General features: G+C 35.9%; 12 protein-coding genes. 6 read left to right on the forward strand and 6 right to left on the reverse strand.

Annotation, left to right across the window (positions count from 1 at the left end; all coding sequences use genetic code 11):
• The first annotated feature begins 17 nt into the window (after nt 1-17).
• Together B0A80_RS07110 and B0A80_RS07115 are read left to right on the forward strand one after the other, a co-directional pair.
• Nucleotides 18-548: an inorganic diphosphatase gene (locus B0A80_RS07110; RefSeq protein ID WP_017498356.1), complete on the forward strand. Its 531-nt coding sequence runs from the start codon at nt 18-20 to the stop codon at nt 546-548.
• A gap of 122 nt (nt 549-670) precedes the next feature.
• On the forward strand, nt 671-3,223 hold the full coding sequence (locus B0A80_RS07115; RefSeq protein WP_089076840.1) for a sodium-translocating pyrophosphatase: 2,553 nt from the start codon (nt 671-673) through the stop codon (nt 3,221-3,223).
• A 78-nt stretch (nt 3,224-3,301) separates the two neighbouring features.
• Here the strand turns inward: B0A80_RS07115 and B0A80_RS07120 are convergent, their stop codons facing one another.
• The 4 genes from B0A80_RS07120 to B0A80_RS07135 all read right to left on the reverse strand — a co-directional run bounded on the left by B0A80_RS07120 (nt 3,302) and on the right by B0A80_RS07135 (nt 5,579).
• A complete protein-coding gene (locus B0A80_RS07120) occupies nt 3,302-3,670 on the reverse strand; it encodes a helix-turn-helix domain-containing protein (protein WP_089076841.1) in 369 nt (122 codons plus the stop codon).
• A gap of 5 nt (nt 3,671-3,675) precedes the next feature.
• The gene (locus tag B0A80_RS07125) at nt 3,676-3,972 is read right to left on the reverse strand and encodes a type II toxin-antitoxin system HigB family toxin (RefSeq protein ID WP_089076842.1); all 297 of its coding nucleotides are present in this window, start codon (nt 3,970-3,972) and stop codon (nt 3,676-3,678) included.
• A 174-nt stretch (nt 3,973-4,146) separates the two neighbouring features.
• Nucleotides 4,147-4,761, reverse strand: a complete 615-nt coding sequence (locus B0A80_RS07130; protein WP_017498354.1) for a deoxynucleoside kinase — start codon at nt 4,759-4,761, stop codon at nt 4,147-4,149.
• Nucleotides 4,761-5,579 (reverse strand): hypothetical protein, encoded by an 819-nt coding sequence (locus tag B0A80_RS07135; protein ID WP_089076843.1) that lies wholly within the window; start codon nt 5,577-5,579, stop codon nt 4,761-4,763. Before B0A80_RS07135 ends, B0A80_RS07130 begins: the two co-directional genes overlap by 1 nt.
• Before the next feature lie 223 nt (nt 5,580-5,802).
• Here B0A80_RS07135 and B0A80_RS07140 point away from each other — a divergent pair, with 223 nt between their 5' ends.
• The 3 genes from B0A80_RS07140 to B0A80_RS07150 all read left to right on the forward strand — a co-directional run bounded on the left by B0A80_RS07140 (nt 5,803) and on the right by B0A80_RS07150 (nt 11,753).
• Nucleotides 5,803-6,702 (forward strand): GLPGLI family protein, encoded by a 900-nt coding sequence (locus B0A80_RS07140; RefSeq protein WP_089076844.1) that lies wholly within the window; start codon nt 5,803-5,805, stop codon nt 6,700-6,702.
• Between the two features lie 31 nt (nt 6,703-6,733).
• Nucleotides 6,734-9,421: a carboxypeptidase-like regulatory domain-containing protein gene (locus tag B0A80_RS07145; RefSeq protein WP_089076845.1), complete on the forward strand. Its 2,688-nt coding sequence runs from the start codon at nt 6,734-6,736 to the stop codon at nt 9,419-9,421.
• Nucleotides 9,422-9,512: 91 nt separating this feature from the next.
• Entirely contained in the window at nt 9,513-11,753 is a 2,241-nt protein-coding gene (locus tag B0A80_RS07150) for a CDC27 family protein (protein WP_233430721.1), read from the forward strand.
• 62 nt (nt 11,754-11,815) lie between these two features.
• Here the strand turns inward: B0A80_RS07150 and B0A80_RS07155 are convergent, their stop codons facing one another.
• Nucleotides 11,816-13,582 carry a DUF4153 domain-containing protein gene (locus B0A80_RS07155; RefSeq protein ID WP_089076847.1) on the reverse strand — a complete coding sequence of 589 codons (1,767 nt, stop codon included), beginning with the start codon at nt 13,580-13,582 and terminating at the stop codon, nt 11,816-11,818.
• 179 nt (nt 13,583-13,761) lie between these two features.
• Between B0A80_RS07155 and B0A80_RS07160 the strand changes: the two genes are divergently transcribed.
• Nucleotides 13,762-15,228 carry a M28 family metallopeptidase gene (locus tag B0A80_RS07160; RefSeq protein ID WP_089076848.1) on the forward strand — a complete coding sequence of 489 codons (1,467 nt, stop codon included), beginning with the start codon at nt 13,762-13,764 and terminating at the stop codon, nt 15,226-15,228.
• Between the two features lie 330 nt (nt 15,229-15,558).
• Here the strand turns inward: B0A80_RS07160 and metK are convergent, their stop codons facing one another.
• Entirely contained in the window at nt 15,559-16,809 is a 1,251-nt protein-coding gene (gene metK / locus B0A80_RS07165) for a methionine adenosyltransferase (protein WP_070905889.1), read from the reverse strand.
• Nucleotides 16,810-17,054 lie beyond the last annotated feature (245 nt).

The following is a 17,054-nucleotide window of genomic DNA, read 5'->3' on the forward strand; positions in this document are numbered from 1 at the left end:
AACAATAAAAAACAAAAATGACCGCAGACAAACTAACAACTTTCGATGTGTTGATCGAAATACCAAGAGGAAGCAGAAATAAATACGAGTACGATTTTGAAATTAAAAGAATGCGTTTCGACAGAATGTTATTCTCTTCAATGATGTACCCGGCTGATTACGGATTTATTCCGGAAACTTTAGCTCTTGATGGTGACCCTCTTGATGTATTGGTTTTAGTAAACGAACCAACTTTCCCTGGATGTGTTATGGAAGTAAAACCAATTGGTGTTTTCCACATGGCAGATGATAAAGGACCAGACGAAAAAATTATTTGTGTACCAGTTTCTGACCCAATCTGGAATTCATTAAATGATCTTTCTGATATCAACGGACACTTAGTAAAAGAAATCGAGCACTTCTTCCAGGTATACAAAGATCTTGAAAACAAAAAAGTAGACGTAGAAGGATGGGGAGACGTAAACGAAGCTTATGCTATTATTGCAGAGTGTACAAAACGTTTTGATGATATTGAAAACAAACCGGAAGGATTATTTAGCATTAAATAATTTATAAGCCGCCCAATTATAAAAAAAGCAATACTACCGTCAGGAGTATTGCTTTTTTGTTTAAATTCGTTTGAGTTAGTTTATTGACTTTTAACTATTAACCAAAAAACCATTACTAGATTATGAATGCATTTATGATTTATTTGCCAATCGTTATGGCAATTTTAGGATTACTTTTCATGGGAATAAAAAGGGCTTGGGTTTTAAAACAAGATGCGGGCGACGGAAAGATGAAAGAGATTTCAGAACACATTTACGAGGGAGCCCTCGCCTTTTTAAAAGCAGAATATAAATTATTGACCATTTTTGTAATTATTGCCAGTATTGCATTGGCCGGAATTACTTTTATTCCGGGAGTTAAAACGCATTTATTAATAGTAGTTGCCTTTATATTTGGAGCCTTATTTTCAGCTTATGCCGGTAATATCGGGATGAAAATAGCGACAAAAACGAATGTTAGAACCACACAGGCTGCCCGTACGAGTTTACCGCAGGCTTTGAAAGTTTCGTTTGGCGGAGGAACCGTAATGGGACTTGGCGTTGCAGGTTTAGCAGTGTTAGGACTTACAGGGTTCTTTATTATCTTCTTTAATATTTTATCAGGAGGCGTATGGAAAGATACCGAAACGATGACGGTTGTTCTGGAAACACTGGCAGGTTTTTCACTTGGTGCCGAATCTATTGCTTTATTTGCCAGAGTAGGTGGTGGAATTTACACAAAAGCTGCCGATGTTGGTGCTGATTTAGTAGGTAAAGTAGAAGCCGGAATTCCGGAAGATGACCCTCGTAATCCGGCTACAATTGCCGATAACGTTGGGGATAACGTTGGGGACGTTGCCGGTATGGGAGCCGATTTATTTGGTTCGTATGTAGCGACAGTTCTAGCCGCAATGGTTTTAGGAAACTATGTGATTAAAGATATGGGAGGCAATATCGTGGATGCTTTTGGCGGAATCGGACCAATTTTGCTTCCAATGGCAATTGCCGGTTTTGGGATTTTATTCTCGATTATCGGAACTACACTGGTAAAAATAACAGATGATAATGCCAAAGAAGCACAGGTGCAAAAAGCATTAAATATAGGAAACTGGGTTTCTATTGTTCTTACAGCAATTGCCTGTTTCTTTTTAGTACAGCACATGTTACCGGAAGTAATGACAATGGAATTCTTCGGAGAAGGATCGCAGCAGATTTCTTCTATGCGAGTTTTCTATGCCACTTTGGTAGGTTTAGTAGTGGGTGGAGCAATTTCATCCGTTACGGAATATTACACAGGATTAGGTACAAAACCGGTTTTAGCCATTGTACAAAAATCATCAACAGGCGCCGGAACAAATGTAATTGCAGGTTTGGCAACCGGAATGATTTCGACTTTTCCAACCGTTTTATTGTTTGCAGTAGCCATTTGGATTTCTTATGCTTTGGCAGGATTTTACGGAGTTGCTTTAGCGGCTTCTGCAATGATGGCTACAACAGCGATGCAATTGGCGATTGATGCTTTTGGTCCAATCTCTGACAACGCAGGAGGAATAGCCGAAATGAGTGAATTACCTAAAGAAGTACGAACCAGAACCGATATTTTAGATTCAGTAGGAAATACTACCGCTGCAACCGGAAAAGGTTTTGCTATTGCCTCAGCAGCTTTAACGTCTTTGGCATTATTTGCAGCTTATGTGACTTTTACCGGAATTGACGGAATCAATATTTTCAAAGCACCGGTTTTAGCCATGTTGTTTGTGGGGGGAATGATTCCCGTTGTTTTCTCAGCTTTAGCGATGAATTCTGTTGGAAAAGCGGCTATGGATATGGTTTATGAAGTACGTCGACAGTTTAAAGAGATTCCGGGAATTATGGAAGGAACCGGAAAACCTGAATATGGTAAATGTGTTGAAATTTCAACGAAAGCTGCTTTGCGCGAAATGATGCTTCCTGGGATTTTAACGATTGGTTTCCCAATTGCAATTGTATTATTAGGGAAACTGGTTTATGCAGACAACAATCAGTTAATTGCTGAGATGTTAGGAGGATATATGGCGGGAGTAACGGTTTCCGGCGTACTTTGGGCAGTTTTTCAAAATAATGCCGGTGGTGCCTGGGATAATGCGAAAAAATCATTTGAAGCCGGAGTTTTAATCAATGGCGAAATGACGTACAAAGGATCGGATGCGCACAAAGCAGCAGTAACCGGAGATACCGTTGGAGATCCGTTTAAAGATACTTCAGGCCCTTCTATGAATATCCTGATTAAACTGACTTGTTTGATCGGTTTGGTAATTGCACCTATTTTAGGAGAAGGACATTCGTCTTCAGGAATGATGGAAAAAGGTTCTTGCTGTAAAAAAATGGAAATCCACCTTGGAGGAGATTCTAAATGTGGAGATTTTTCGAAAATGACTAAAGAAGAATGTGTCAAAATGTGCAAAGAAAAAGGATGTTCTGCCGAAGAAACAGCAAAATGTCTGGCGCATTATGATGCTAACGGAAAATACGTTCATCAAAAAACAGATTGTTTTGATACTACAAAATACAGTAAAAAAAGAGTAGAAGTAAACCTGTCTACAGTTAATGGGGTCACAGTGGGAACTGTAACCAAAACCGAAAATGGTAAAACCACTACAGAAGTTTTTGAAGGAACAGAAGCCGAAGTAAAAGCCAAAATTGAAGCTGTGAAATAGTTTAGTAATTTGTCGGCAGGTTTTCAAAACCTGTTAGGAAAATAACGAAAAATGCCTCTAAATATTTAGAGGCATTTTTTATGGATTTAAAGCATATTCTTTAATTAAGGTTGAAGCTGGAATATGAAGCGCTTCTGTCAAAATCCTGATTTGGTTTAAGGTTAAGGCTCTTTTTCGTTTAAAAATTTCGGATACTCTTGAGCGACTGTTTAAAATAACTCCTAAATCGGCGTCAGTAATTCCATTTTGTTCCATCATAAATTTAATGGCTTCAATTGGGTCAGGTTCCGGAATAGGATAATTTATTTGTTCGTATTTTTCTATGAGTGTAACCAAGATATCTAATTCATCACCTTCATCCGTATTGGGTTTCGCATCAAAAATAGCATTTACACGTTCTAAAGCAAGATCATAATCGTGTTCCGTTTTAATAGGTCGTATTTCCATATTACTTATAAGTTTTTAATATCGTCAAGTTTGTCATAATCAGTGTGGGTACCTACAAATAGAATGTAGACAATTTGAGTCTCATAATTAATTTTTACAATTAAGCGATAATGATTTCCACAAATATTAAAAACGACTTTATTATGGCCAACAAAATCTGCAGAACCGAAGATTGATTTTATAGCATTCGAATTATCAAAATTATTTTTATCAAAGATTTGATACCATGATAACAACTGTTGTTTTGCATTTGGGAAACATTCCCAAAAATTTTGCAAGGTTCTTTTGGCTATTATTCTCATAATTGATCAGGCAAAGATAAGTGTTTTTTCCCAATTCGGGAAATGTTTTCAATAAATGAAACAAAAGTAGGTTATTATTTACAAATCAGAAAGTGTTAAAACTTTAAATAACAAAAAATGCCTCTAAATATTTAGAGGCATTTTCATTGGTGTAAATTTGTGAAATTCGTATTTCTAAAACAGTCCGTTTAGCTCAGCATCAATTCTGTTAATGATGTTTCCCAGATCTTCCGGATTATCTACGAAATTAATATTGTCAACATCAATAATCAATAATTTCCCTTTAGTATAGGTTTGAATCCATGCTTCGTATCTTTCGTTCAGACGGCTTAAATAGTCAATTGAAATAGAATTTTCGTAATCACGTCCGCGTTTGTGAATCTGTCCTACCAGATTTGGGATAGAGCTTCTCAGGTAAATTAACAAATCAGGAGCTTTTACTAATGACTCCATTAATTCAAAAAGAGAAGTGTAATTTTCGAAGTCACGACTTGTCATCAATCCCATAGAATACAGGTTGGGAGCAAATATATGGGCATCTTCATAAATGGTTCTGTCCTGAATAATTTTCTTTCCGCTTTCGCGAATTTGTAATATCTGACGGAAACGACTGTTTAGAAAGTAAATCTGAAGATTGAACGACCAACGCTCCATTTGATGGTAAAAATCATCTAAATACGGATTGTCAACTACATCTTCGTAATGAGGCTCCCATTTAAAATGTTTCGCCAACAATTTAGTTAAAGTAGTTTTTCCGGCTCCTATATTTCCTGCTATCGCTATGTGCATTACGGTGTTACGATTTTATAATTTGTGATTTCTTTAGCTGTAAAAATAGATAAAATTTGGTCTTTGTAATAGAATTTGTCGAAGGATTTTTCTAAAATCTCAATTTCAGAAAATGCATTGGAGTCCGGACTTGTAATGTCTTTAAAATACAACAAATTAGCCTTGCTGAAAAGATATTGATGATGGTTCATAATTTCGACAGCGTCATAATCGGGGATTTTGCCCAAAGCCGTTATTTTTCCGAAAATGGTACACGAGAACCAATTGTTTTTTTTGTCAATCCAATAAAAAGTATTGAAATCGGTCAGGTAATATTTTATAGGTTCTGTTAATGGTGTAGAAACCGTTTTATATTCATTATTCAGATAATCAAAAAGACCAATTTGTTGATTTAAAGAATTGTAAATCCACAATTGATTTTGCGCTGACATTCCAATTGCCGAAACGATAATTGGAGTGTTGTTAAACGAAAAATTAATTTCAGTAATTTTATTCAGCTGATTGTCGAGTAAAACCACCGTATTGAAGTCTTCGTAAAACAAAACTATTTTAAGCGGATTCTGTAAATCGACTTTCGTGATCGTTCCGAGAGAAACATTTTTATATTCGAAAATCTCTTTTTCTTTGATTTTGGAGAAGACATTATTTTTAATTTGATAGTAATATCCAAACGAATCATAGCCTAAAAATTGGTCGACTTTATTAGCAAACTGAGAGACTTGGACCGCTTTTATTTTTAGGTTTTGCGAAAACACAGTCGGGAAAGAACAGATCACAAAAAGCAAGGATAAAAGAAAAGGATGTGTCGCTCTGTTCATAATGTTTACGTTTCTAAGAGCCAAATTACAAAAAACTACAGTAGAAATGGCGCAAAACGCTGATATTTAGATTTTACCACTTTTGAAATTGTAATGGTCTGATAAATAATTGATTTTGTCTATATCTTAAGGGAGTTGATCTATTTAATTTTCTGTATTTTAAAATAAACAATACATTTGAGTATAAGTTTATTAGACCAAATTCACTTTAAAAGCTAACACAATGAAAAAAGCACTCTATTATATGTCGTTGATGCTTGTAATCACACAGATGCAGGCTCAGAAAGATTTTCAGGGAATGGCCGTTTACGAATCGAAAACACAGGCTCCAAAAATGGGAGAAATACGTGCGAATCGTGAAATTACACCCGAGATGCAAAAGAACATGGAAGAGCGAATGAAGAAAATGCTCGAGAAAACATTTGTTCTGAATTTTGACAAATCGGCTTCTATTTATAAGGAAGAAGAAAAATTGGAAACTCCAGGGCAACAAGGAGGGGGGATGCGTGTGATGGTAAATTCGTTTATGGGCGGTGGCGGAACTTTTTACAAAGATGTCAAAGCCAAAACCTACACGGTAGATAAGGAATTTATGGGTAAAGAATTTCTGGTAATAGATTCCCTGCCGAAGCTAAACTGGAAAATGGAATCTGAAACGAAACAAATTGGAGGATACACCTGCTACAAAGCCACGGCAGTAAAAGAAGCCAGCAAAACAGATTTTAGGAATCTCAGACCTAAAAACAAAGAGGAGAAAAAAGATGATAGCGGGAAGGCTTCCGGAGAAACGAAGACCAATTTTGCAGATAATTTCGAAATGCCCAAAGAGATTATTATAACTGCCTGGTATTCGCCGGAGATTCCGGTAAATCAGGGACCTGAGAATTATTGGGGATTACCGGGTTTAATACTTGAAGTAAATGATGGAAGAACCACTATTCTATGTTCTAAAATAGTATTGAATGCAAAAGATAAAATTGAAATCAAACCTTCAAAAAAAGGGAAAGTGATTTCGCAGAAGGACTATGACGAAACGGTCATTAAGAAAATGGAAGAATTGAGAGAAATGAACCGTGGTCGCGAAGGCGGTCCTGGCGGCGGCCCTGTATTGATAAGACGTTAATCTTTAGCACATCACCTTTAGTTTTTTTCCAATGAAAAATATACTTGTCTTCGTTATTTTATTAATGACGTCTCTTTGTGTTGCCCAAACCGTACGTTTTGATGGTTTTATTCAGGACGAAAAAAAGAATCCATTGGAAATGGCCAATGTGATGGCGGTTAACACAGCTACAAAAGCTATGGATTCGTACGGAATTACCAATGACAAAGGGAAGTTTCAGCTGACATTGAAGCCTAACACTTCCTATTCCATCAAAATAAGTTACCTCGGGATGAAATCAAAAGAAATTACGATTTCAACTCAAACGACTAACATCGCACAGAATATTGTTATGGACGATGCCGGAATTGAATTAGAAGGTGTTGAGATTGTTCGTGAAATGCCGGTGTCGATTAAAGGAGATACTATCGTTTACAATGCGGATTCTTTTAAATCCGGAACCGAAAAAAAGCTGGAAGATGTATTGAAAAAACTGCCGGGTGTTGAGGTAAATGCCGATGGAGAGATTGAAGTTGAAGGCAAAAAAGTCAGTAAATTAATGGTCGAAGGAAAAGACTTTTTTGATGGGGACACGAAACTTGGGGTTAAAAATATTCCGGCGGATGCCATTGATAAAATTCAGGTTCTGAGAAATTACAATGAAGTCAAAGCACTAAAAGGTTTGGAAAACGATCAGGACAATGTGGCGATGAATATCAAACTTAAGGAAGGTAAAAAGAACTTTTGGTTTGGCGATGTGACCGCCGGAATTGGCGTTGCAGAACTTGACAGCCGTTATATCATCAACCCGAAATTGTTTTACTACAGTCCGGAATACAGTATTAATCTGATTACCAATTTTAATAATATTGGGGAGTTGCCACTTACGGCACAGGATTATTTTAAGTTCACAGGAGGATTTAAAAACATGATGAAAAAAGGAGGAAGCAACTTTAATGTTTCGTCTAATGATTTGGGAATTTCGATTTTGAGAAACAATCGCGCTAAAGAAATTGAAACGAAATTTGGGGCAACAAACTTTGCTTATACCATTACAAAAAAGTGGAACATAAGCGGTTTTGGGATATTATCTACTTCGAAAACTGATCTCGAAACCAAATCGAAAACAACTATTTTAGATTCCGGAAACGAACAAAAAAGGGACGAATTAACGCATCAAAAAAATAATTTGGGACTTTTTAAGCTCAGTTCGAGTTATAAACCCAACGAAAAATTTCAGTTTGATTACGATATCTTAACCAAATTATCCAAACAAAATGAAGATGGTAATTTGTTGCGCGAATCGGTTGTGAGTAACATTTCGGCTTTGGAAACCATTTTAACCAATAAAAGACAGGATCCAACTTCGGTAAATCAGGATTTGAGTTTGTATTACACCCAGAGCGACAAAAACATCTTTGCTTTCGAAATGCAGCATTTGTATCAGGATGAAAATCCGTTTTACAATGCCAATTTACGCACACAGCCCTTTGATCTGGCCGGTTATACTTCCGGACAAAACAGAAATGACCTGAACCAGGAGCGGTTCGTAAAAACCAATAAAGTCGATGCTAAATTGGATTACTATTATATGGTGACGCCAAAAAGCAACATCAATATTACGCTGGGAAATACATTTTCGTATCAGGATTTTAATTCTCATATTTTTCAGATTTTGGACAATGGAACTAAAAATGATCTGAATGATCCCACGAATAACAATCAGGTACAGTACAATTTTAATGATGCATTTCTGGGATTTCACTATAAAATACTGGCAGGTAAATTTACATTGACCCCTGGCGTCAGTGTGCATACTTACAACATGAAAAATACACAATCAGGAACCGACTATTCGCAAAACTTTATGAAAGTACTGCCTGATTTTTTTGCCTTGTATCAAATCAAAAAATCAGAAACGCTTACCTATAATTTCTCTTTATCTAACGATTTCACCGATATCAATCAGTTGGCTTCGGGCTACGTTTTGTCCGATTACAGCAGTTTGTTCAGAGGAAACCGTTATTTGGAGAATGCAACATCGCAGGTACACTCTTTGCGTTATTTCAAATACAATATGTTCAATTTTGAGAATATTTTTGCCAATGCAACCTACACTAAAAAAGTAGATGCCATTAAAACGAAAGCAAATTTTGAAGGGATAAACCAGTCTTCATCACCTTATAACTCGAACCTGGCCGATGAAACTTTTACCGGAATGGGGAATTACGGACGTTCTTTCCTGAAAAATTATAAAGCTTCTGCCAATGCAACTTTCAATTGGTCAAAATTCAATAATATTCAGAACAATATTCTGGCAACAACGGAGAGTTTTAGTCAAAGTTATACTGTTAGAGCTTCAACAAATTATAAAAACTTTCCCAATATAGAATTTGGATACAATGCATTAATTAATAAATACAGCGGTTCAACGTTTTATACCGATAAGCCTTTTGCCCGATTGGATTATTACTTTCTGAAAAGTTTCTCGTTTGTTTCGGAATATGAATTTTATCATTATTACAACGCTGACAAAACAGTGGACAACGAATATGATTTTTTAAGTGCCAGTTTAATTTATCAAAAAAAGGACAGCAAATGGGAGTATAAAATCGCAGCGACGAACCTCTTAAATACAAAGTACCTCAATGATGACAGCTTCTCACAGTTTTCCACAAGGGTTTCACAATACACGGTACAGCCTCGTTACATTATCTTTTCAATGAAATATAATTTATAGTATTTTAAGTACAAATGTTATATTTTTAGTACTCGATTTTAAATACAATACGGTATCTTTGCGCGTGATATTAACAACCAAAATTTTAGACATGCGCAATTTTACATGTAGTTTCTTAATGTTTTTTTGTTTCGTTTTTTCTTCTTTTTCTCAAACAAAAACTGTTGAAAAAGGAACTTATTTTTCGACGAACCGAGGGCAAAAAGTCAAATTAAATTTATTAGAGAATGGTAAGTACGAATTTATATTGTATTTCGGTGATTACAATGTAAAGGGGGATTCATTACTATTTTCTCAAAATAAGAGTGTTGAAGAAGGTTTTGATCTTTCCTTTATAACGGATAAAAAGGCAAAAAAAATTAAAATAAAGTTTGTAGATCCTTCTTTTTATCCCTTTTATGTAGGAACACAAAAAGGAAGTGAAGCAATTCAGTATAAAAAGCTTTCCGATATCAAGATTGAAACAGATCCGGAGTGGAAAGATCTTGATACAGCATTTGATATTGATAAATGTGATTTTTTATATTTAGCTTTAGAAGGTTATGATACCGAAACCAAACTTTATAAGTATGCATTGCCAAAGGATGTTGCTGAAGTAACTATTAAATACAATTCGCTTACTGAGGGTGATTTAAAAATTTCCGGTCTCTGGGACAAAAAGACCAATCAACTCCGAATTTCAGATAAGGGAGGGAAGAACCCGCTGACTTTTGTAAATGAAAAAGAACAGAAGCCGGAAGCCAAAGAAGTAAAAGTTACCCCTATGGAGAGTCTGAACATTCCTAACTGGACTTATCCGGGGAAAGATCCTGTGGTGGACGCAGATTTTGAAATGACAGTTGATTCTGCCGCTACTGCAGTTGTTGATTCTGCATATGTTCCTGAAATTTACGATTTTAAATTCAAAATTCAGGACAATCTTAAAAGTGCACTTGCAGCAACTGCAGCCGATAAAACTAAATTCCTGGTTGTGGCAGTTGACACTAAAAACCCTTCTGCAAAAAAGGATTTTGATACTTTTATTCAAAAACAGGAATCCCTTTTGGGCGTTCATATGGCTACTGCTTATGACGCAGAAAATGATTCTTTTAATTTTTATCTGGCCAATGCCAATGATAAAAAATGGCTGAAGTCAATTAAAATTACAGATGATAAAAGTTTGATTGTCTTAAATGAGAATGGGGACGTTTTAGCAAGTGCAAAATCTACATTGTCGGAAAAAGAAGCACTTTTTGATGTTTATTCGGATTTTGCGAGAGAATTAAGAAGCGTGGATACTTTCTCTTCACTTGGTAAAGCGTTAAAAAATAAAAAAGTAACAGACGGAGAATTAATTTCCGCATTCCGAAAATCAGTAGTGTCTTATGATTTTGGGAGTTATGATGTAACGTATGCTCAAACCAATGAGCCTAATGAGGGAGATTTTAAGTATGCCAGTACCAAGCTGGACATAAAAGAGGCAACACAAGCGTGGAAAAAATTAATGGAACTGCATCAAAAAGATACAAAACCTAATCTGTATTTGGTAGAGACAATTTTGAAAGAAATCAAAAATCAGGGATTCTCGAGACAAATTTCAAAAGTAGATAAAGTTTTAAACGATACTGATTTTCTTTCGATCGATTATTTAATCAAACATTATGATGCTATTGATGCGGAGCGTTTAGTATACAATGATAAAGAAGGAGAGAAACACAGTATAGGAAGTCTAAACCAGGAAATTTCGAGCGCTTTACAGCAAAACAAGAATATCGTGGCAAATGAAACTTCCGCTGCAGGTAACCAAGACAAAACAATCTCGATCTACAAAAAACTAATTGCGGCCGGAAAAGGAAACTTTGAGACCTATCAGAATTATTTAGCTTATTTAGCAGAAACAGCTGAAAACGATGGCTCTAATGGAGCTTATTTGAAGGAATTCAATGCTTATTTTAATACAAATCTGGGAGATAAAGGAAATGTAATCGAAAGATTGGATCAGATGTTTGGTTCATTGGGGACTGATTCTGAATATGGTTTCAATGGTTGGAACTGGTTTAAAGAATACCATTCTAACCTGTGTAATTCAGCAGCATGGACAGTAGTATCAAAACCTGGAAATACCGATTTTTTAAAATCAGCAATTGGATGGTCTGAGTATAGCCTTGCCGTTACAAAGAACAATCCTTATTATTTGGATACCCTGGCGCAGTTGTATTATAAAGACGGACAAAAAAACAAAGCAATCGAGACGCAAATTTTGGCAGCTAAATATCTGAGCAGTGAGGTTGAAGAGCAGACAGCAGCTGAAATCAGAGAGACATTAACAAAAATGCAAAACGGAACATATTAAAATAGAAGTGTTTCGTAAAGTAATACCCCCGACAGTTTTCAGGAACTGTCGGGGGTATTTTTTTATTTTTTAATTTGTACAAGTACGTTTATCATATAACGATTTACGGTTTTTTTATTGTCTTTAATTTTGCCATTGGCGCTGAGGTACGTAATCAGAATTTTATATTTTGAAGTTTGCACCTCCTGAGTTACTTTTTTATCATAATCGTGATCTCGTCTGAAATCAGGACTTGCATTAATAAAATCAGTAATTTTTAATGGAATGCTTTCCTTGTTAATCTCTAAATTTAATCCGTAATCTTCTACCGTAGAGGTAAGAGAATAGCTTTTATTCTCAATTTTTACACAATCATGACATTCATAAGGATTGTCACTGGAAAGGTCAACCGAAAAGTCATATCCGTGAATGTTCAGTACCTCGTTTTGTTGGTAATAAAAGTAAAACGAATCATTGACTTTTTCTTCCCGGGCGTATGCTGACTGGTATTCATAGCCTAAAGCTTCCATGATTTCATAATCGCTTGGATCTTTCTCTTTTTTAAGCAGTGCTTCCAGCTTGGTTTTGGCATACGGAACCATAATTTCAACCCCATAATTGCGCTCTAAAAATGAAACAATACTGCTTAAATCCTGTTGTTGTTCGAAACTCAGTTTTTTAGCGGTTTTATTTTGCACATAACTTTCAAAACGGGCCAGCTGACTGTATTTTGAAATCGAATTAGCACTTTGCGGTCCTGCTATAGAAAACAAGCCTGCGAGACATAAACTTATCGGAATGAACTTTATTTTAGGGTGCTTTTGAATGAGAAAATACCCCACAACAAGGGATAACCATACCGACATTAACAGTACATAATAGCGTTCATGTGTAAAACCATACAGATTGATTCGGTACAAAATGGCCCAAAAAAGCAATACTAATAACGGAATTAATAAAAAATAAAACCATCGATTAAAAGTTCGCATCCAAAGATTTCCCGTTTCGGAAGCAATAGGGTGAACCAATAAAAAAGACAGGATTCCGAAAATAGCGAACACTAAAACGAGATAGGAAACCCAGCCAACGGGCAGTGAAAGTGTCAGCAGAATTTTTGCTTCATAACAGATTAAAATCACCAGATAAAGACTGATTAAGGGCAGTAACACAAATTGAGTGAAGTTTTTAAGTCCTTTCGGGTAATTCAGAACCAGAGGCGTCTGACTATTGTTAGTATCCGGAACGCCGCTTAAAAAGAAAGTGGTATTAAAAATCCCGGCAATCACAAAAAAGACATGCATGTAAATGCGATCGTAAAAGTCAATATTAAAAAGCTTGTCAATCGCTAAAATAGCCAATGCCAGACCGGAATAAAGCACAATACTGTACAAACCTGACGTTAAAATTCTCAGGAAAAGCTGTTTGTTGAATTCCCAAAACTCATCCTGATTGTAAGCTCTTGGCAGGAAACCGGCAAATGAAACCAATAAATGAAATACAATATTCAGAACTATAAATTGCTGTATTTCGACATCTGTAGTGTACTTGTGAAAAGTATTGACAAAGAGAAAAACAAGACTTCCTAAGCCAATACTAATGGCAAAACGCAGGAGATTACTTTTTTTCGAAGCCAAAAAAAACAAACTGACAGAGAGAAATAAAACGAGACTCAAAGAGCAACTCATTAAAGCTTTTTCATAGAATTCTTTGTTGGGACTGTTGTAATTTCCTTCGCTAAGAATTATAGCAAAGACAGTTCCTAGAATGGCGGTTAGTATTTCTAAAGGAAACCGAATAACGGTTTTCAGTGTTGCGTTCAGGACATTCTGTAACGATGGGAGTTTACTCATTTTTTATCAGTTATTTTGTACTAAGGAAGGTAAAATGTAAGAGATAAACAAATAAAAATAGTAATGCTAAAAAAAGAATACTGCCATTTTGCTGATTTTGCATTTCGGTAATGTTTAAGAGCCTGAGCCGCTTTTTATTCTCTTTAAATCACTAAGTTTGGAATACTAAATTTAAACGTATGAAAAATAAAATGATGCTCGTTTTGATTGCTTACGGAGGAGTAGTTTTTTCGCAGGCAGTTAAGAAACCTTTAGTTTCAGCAATTACAGATAAAGATTTAAAAACCGATATGTACCAGATGGCCGGAGATCATTTTAACGGTCGTGAAGCTGGAACTTTAGATGAATTAAAAGTATCAATGTGGCTCGCCAATAAAGCCAAAGAAGCCGGAATGACTCCGGCAGGTGATGATGGAACTTATTTTCAGTTTTTTGATTTGTACAGGCATCAGGTAACACCCAATACAAAATTTAAAATTGGTCAAAAAGAATATAAACTGTGGAAAGATGTTCTGGTAGCAGAAACGACCAACATTAAAGTAGATGCACCATTGCTTTATTTAGGTGCAGCCACAAAAGAAGCAATTGAAAAAGCGGATGTCAAAGGAAAGGCAGTTGTATTATTAGCTTCCAAAGAAGGAATAGCAGATGATATTTCGTTATTCGACAGACGTTACCCGGGTTTGGTTCGAAACAAATATTATGATCTTGTGGTAAAAAAGGGAGCAACAGCTCTGATTATGGTTGCTGATGAGTTAGCAGAACAAAGCTGGTCTCAGGTGGAACCACAAATGACAAGAGGAATTTATGGAATTGAAGGTTTTCGGGATAAAATTGGTGCTACAATGCCAGTTTTTTGGGTTCACAACGATCAGTTAGAATACCTAAAAAACACTAAAGATCTTTTATCAACTGAAGTGATTTCAGAAACTTATAAATATCCTTCGGTTAATGTTGTAGGTAAAATTGAAGGAACAGATCCTAAACTGAAAAACGAATTTGTTCTTTTTAGCGGACATCAGGATCACGACGGGGTAAGACAAAAATACGGACAGGACTCTATTTACAACGGAGCCGATGATAATGCCAGTACCTGTGTAGCTATGTTGGCCATTGCGAGAGCTTATAAAAAGCAGCCTGGTAAAAGAACTTCCTTATTTGTGTTTCATGGTTCAGAAGAAAGAGGATTATTAGGTTCAAGATGGTATGCTTCGCACACTACAGTTCCTGAAAAAGATATTGTTGCCGTATTAAACGGAGATATGATCGGAAGAAACAACGTCAATCAGGCAGCGCTATTGGGGTCTAGTTCTCCTCATGAAAACTCATCTGATCTGGTTGCAATTGCCAAAAAAGCAAACGACGAGGGTCCTAAATTTGATCTGGATAAACTTTGGGACAGACCGGAACATCCGGAGTATTTTTATTTCCGTTCCGACCATTTGCCTTATGCAAGAAGAGGAATTCCGTCTGTTTTTTATACCAGTGTTTTGCACAGTCAATATCATACACCAATGGATGAGTCTGAAAACATTGATTTTGTAAAATTGCACAAAATGACCGAATGGATGTATCGCACAGGCTGGATTTTATCGAATGATGCAGGTCGTCCGAAAACATTACCCAACGTACAATTAGAACGATAGGAAATAGTGGTTTGCGTTGAATTTTAGACGCGGATGACGCGGATTCGCTATTGCGAAAACGCGGATAAAAACGGATTTTTTCTTGATTTTTAACTAGAAAAGAACTTAAAAAAGGCTTTCTAAAATTTCAGAAAGCCTTTTTTATTGTCAACTAATTCGATAGTTTTCAAATATTAAATCCGCGTCATCCGCGTTGAAATAAAATGTGGATTTCGCCGAATAACGAAGGCCGTCAGCTATTAACATAAAAAAACCGGTTTTTTTATGTTTAAGAATAAATAGTTATTATCTAACAATCTAAAAATCCAAGCTAGTCTAATAATCTAAGATCTATAATCCGAAAGCAGCTTTTACCTGGTCAACAAAATCAAGTTTTTCCCAAGTAAACAATTCAACAGTAACTGTTTTTTCGTTTCCACCCGGAGCAGAGAAAGTTTTAGTTACAGTTTCCGGTTTACGTCCCATGTGTCCGTAAGCAGCAGTTTCACTGTAAATAGGGTTTCTCAATTTCAAACGCTGCTCGATAAAGTAAGGACGCATATCAAAGATAGCTTCTACTTTTTTAGCGATTTCACCATTTGTTAAGTTTACTTTAGAAGTTCCGTAAGTATCAATAAAAATACCCATTGGCTCAGCAACTCCGATTGCGTAAGAAACCTGTACTAAAATCTCATCAGCAATACCTGCTGCTACTAAGTTTTTAGCGATATGACGTGTTGCATAAGCCGCACTTCTGTCTACTTTACTTGGATCTTTTCCTGAGAATGCACCACCACCGTGAGCGCCTTTTCCACCGTAAGTATCCACAATAATTTTTCTTCCTGTTAAACCAGTATCTCCGTGAGGTCCTCCAATAACGAATTTCCCAGTTGGATTAATGTGGTAGTTGATTTTATCATTGAATAAATGCGCGTGAGCTGGATTTTTAGCAATGATTCTTGGAATCAAAATTTCGATAATATCTTTTTTGATTTTAGCAAGCATTGCCGCTTCTTCATCAAAATCATCGTGTTGAGTTGAGATTACAATTGCATCAATACGAGTTGGTTTATTATCGTCACTGTACTCTAAAGTTACCTGTGATTTTGCATCAGGACGTAAATAAGTGATCTCCTTATTTTCACGTCTTAAGATAGCTAACTCCTGTAATAATTTATGAGACAAATCAAGTGCCAATGGCATGAAGTTTTCAGTTTCGTTAGTTGCATAACCAAACATCATTCCCTGGTCTCCAGCACCTTGCTCTTCCGGCTTAGCTCTGTCAACTCCTTGATTAATATCTGCTGATTGCTCATGAATTGCCGAAAGAATTCCACAAGAATTAGCCTCAAACATATATTCGCTTTTAGTATATCCAATTTTACGGATTACTTCGCGAGCAATTTGCTGCACATCAAGATAAGTATTCGATTTTACTTCACCAGCTAAAATTACCTGACCAGTAGTAACCAGAGTTTCACAAGCTACTTTTGAGTCAGCATCAAATGCCAAAAAGTTATCAATTAATGCATCCGAAATTTGATCTGCAACTTTGTCTGGATGCCCTTCACTAACAGATTCTGACGTAAATAAATAAGCCATAATAATGTATTAAATTTAAAATTAAGCGAGAAAAAATAATTGCTAAAAAGGGCTAAAGGAGAATTTCTGCTTTAGCATTTTTTACTACCGAAATCTATGTTTCAGTACCCATAACGAACCGTTTCATTATGAAGAGGTTGCAATCAGTTCAAATTTTTCCTCTTGTATTCGCGTGCAAAGGTATAAAACCATTTTGATTTGCAAATTAAACTTTTCATTTTTTTGATTTTAGAAGCAGAAATTTA

The sequence above is a fragment of the Flavobacterium tructae genome, assembly GCF_002217475.1.
Taxonomy (GTDB): Bacteria; Bacteroidota; Bacteroidia; order Flavobacteriales; family Flavobacteriaceae; genus Flavobacterium; species Flavobacterium tructae.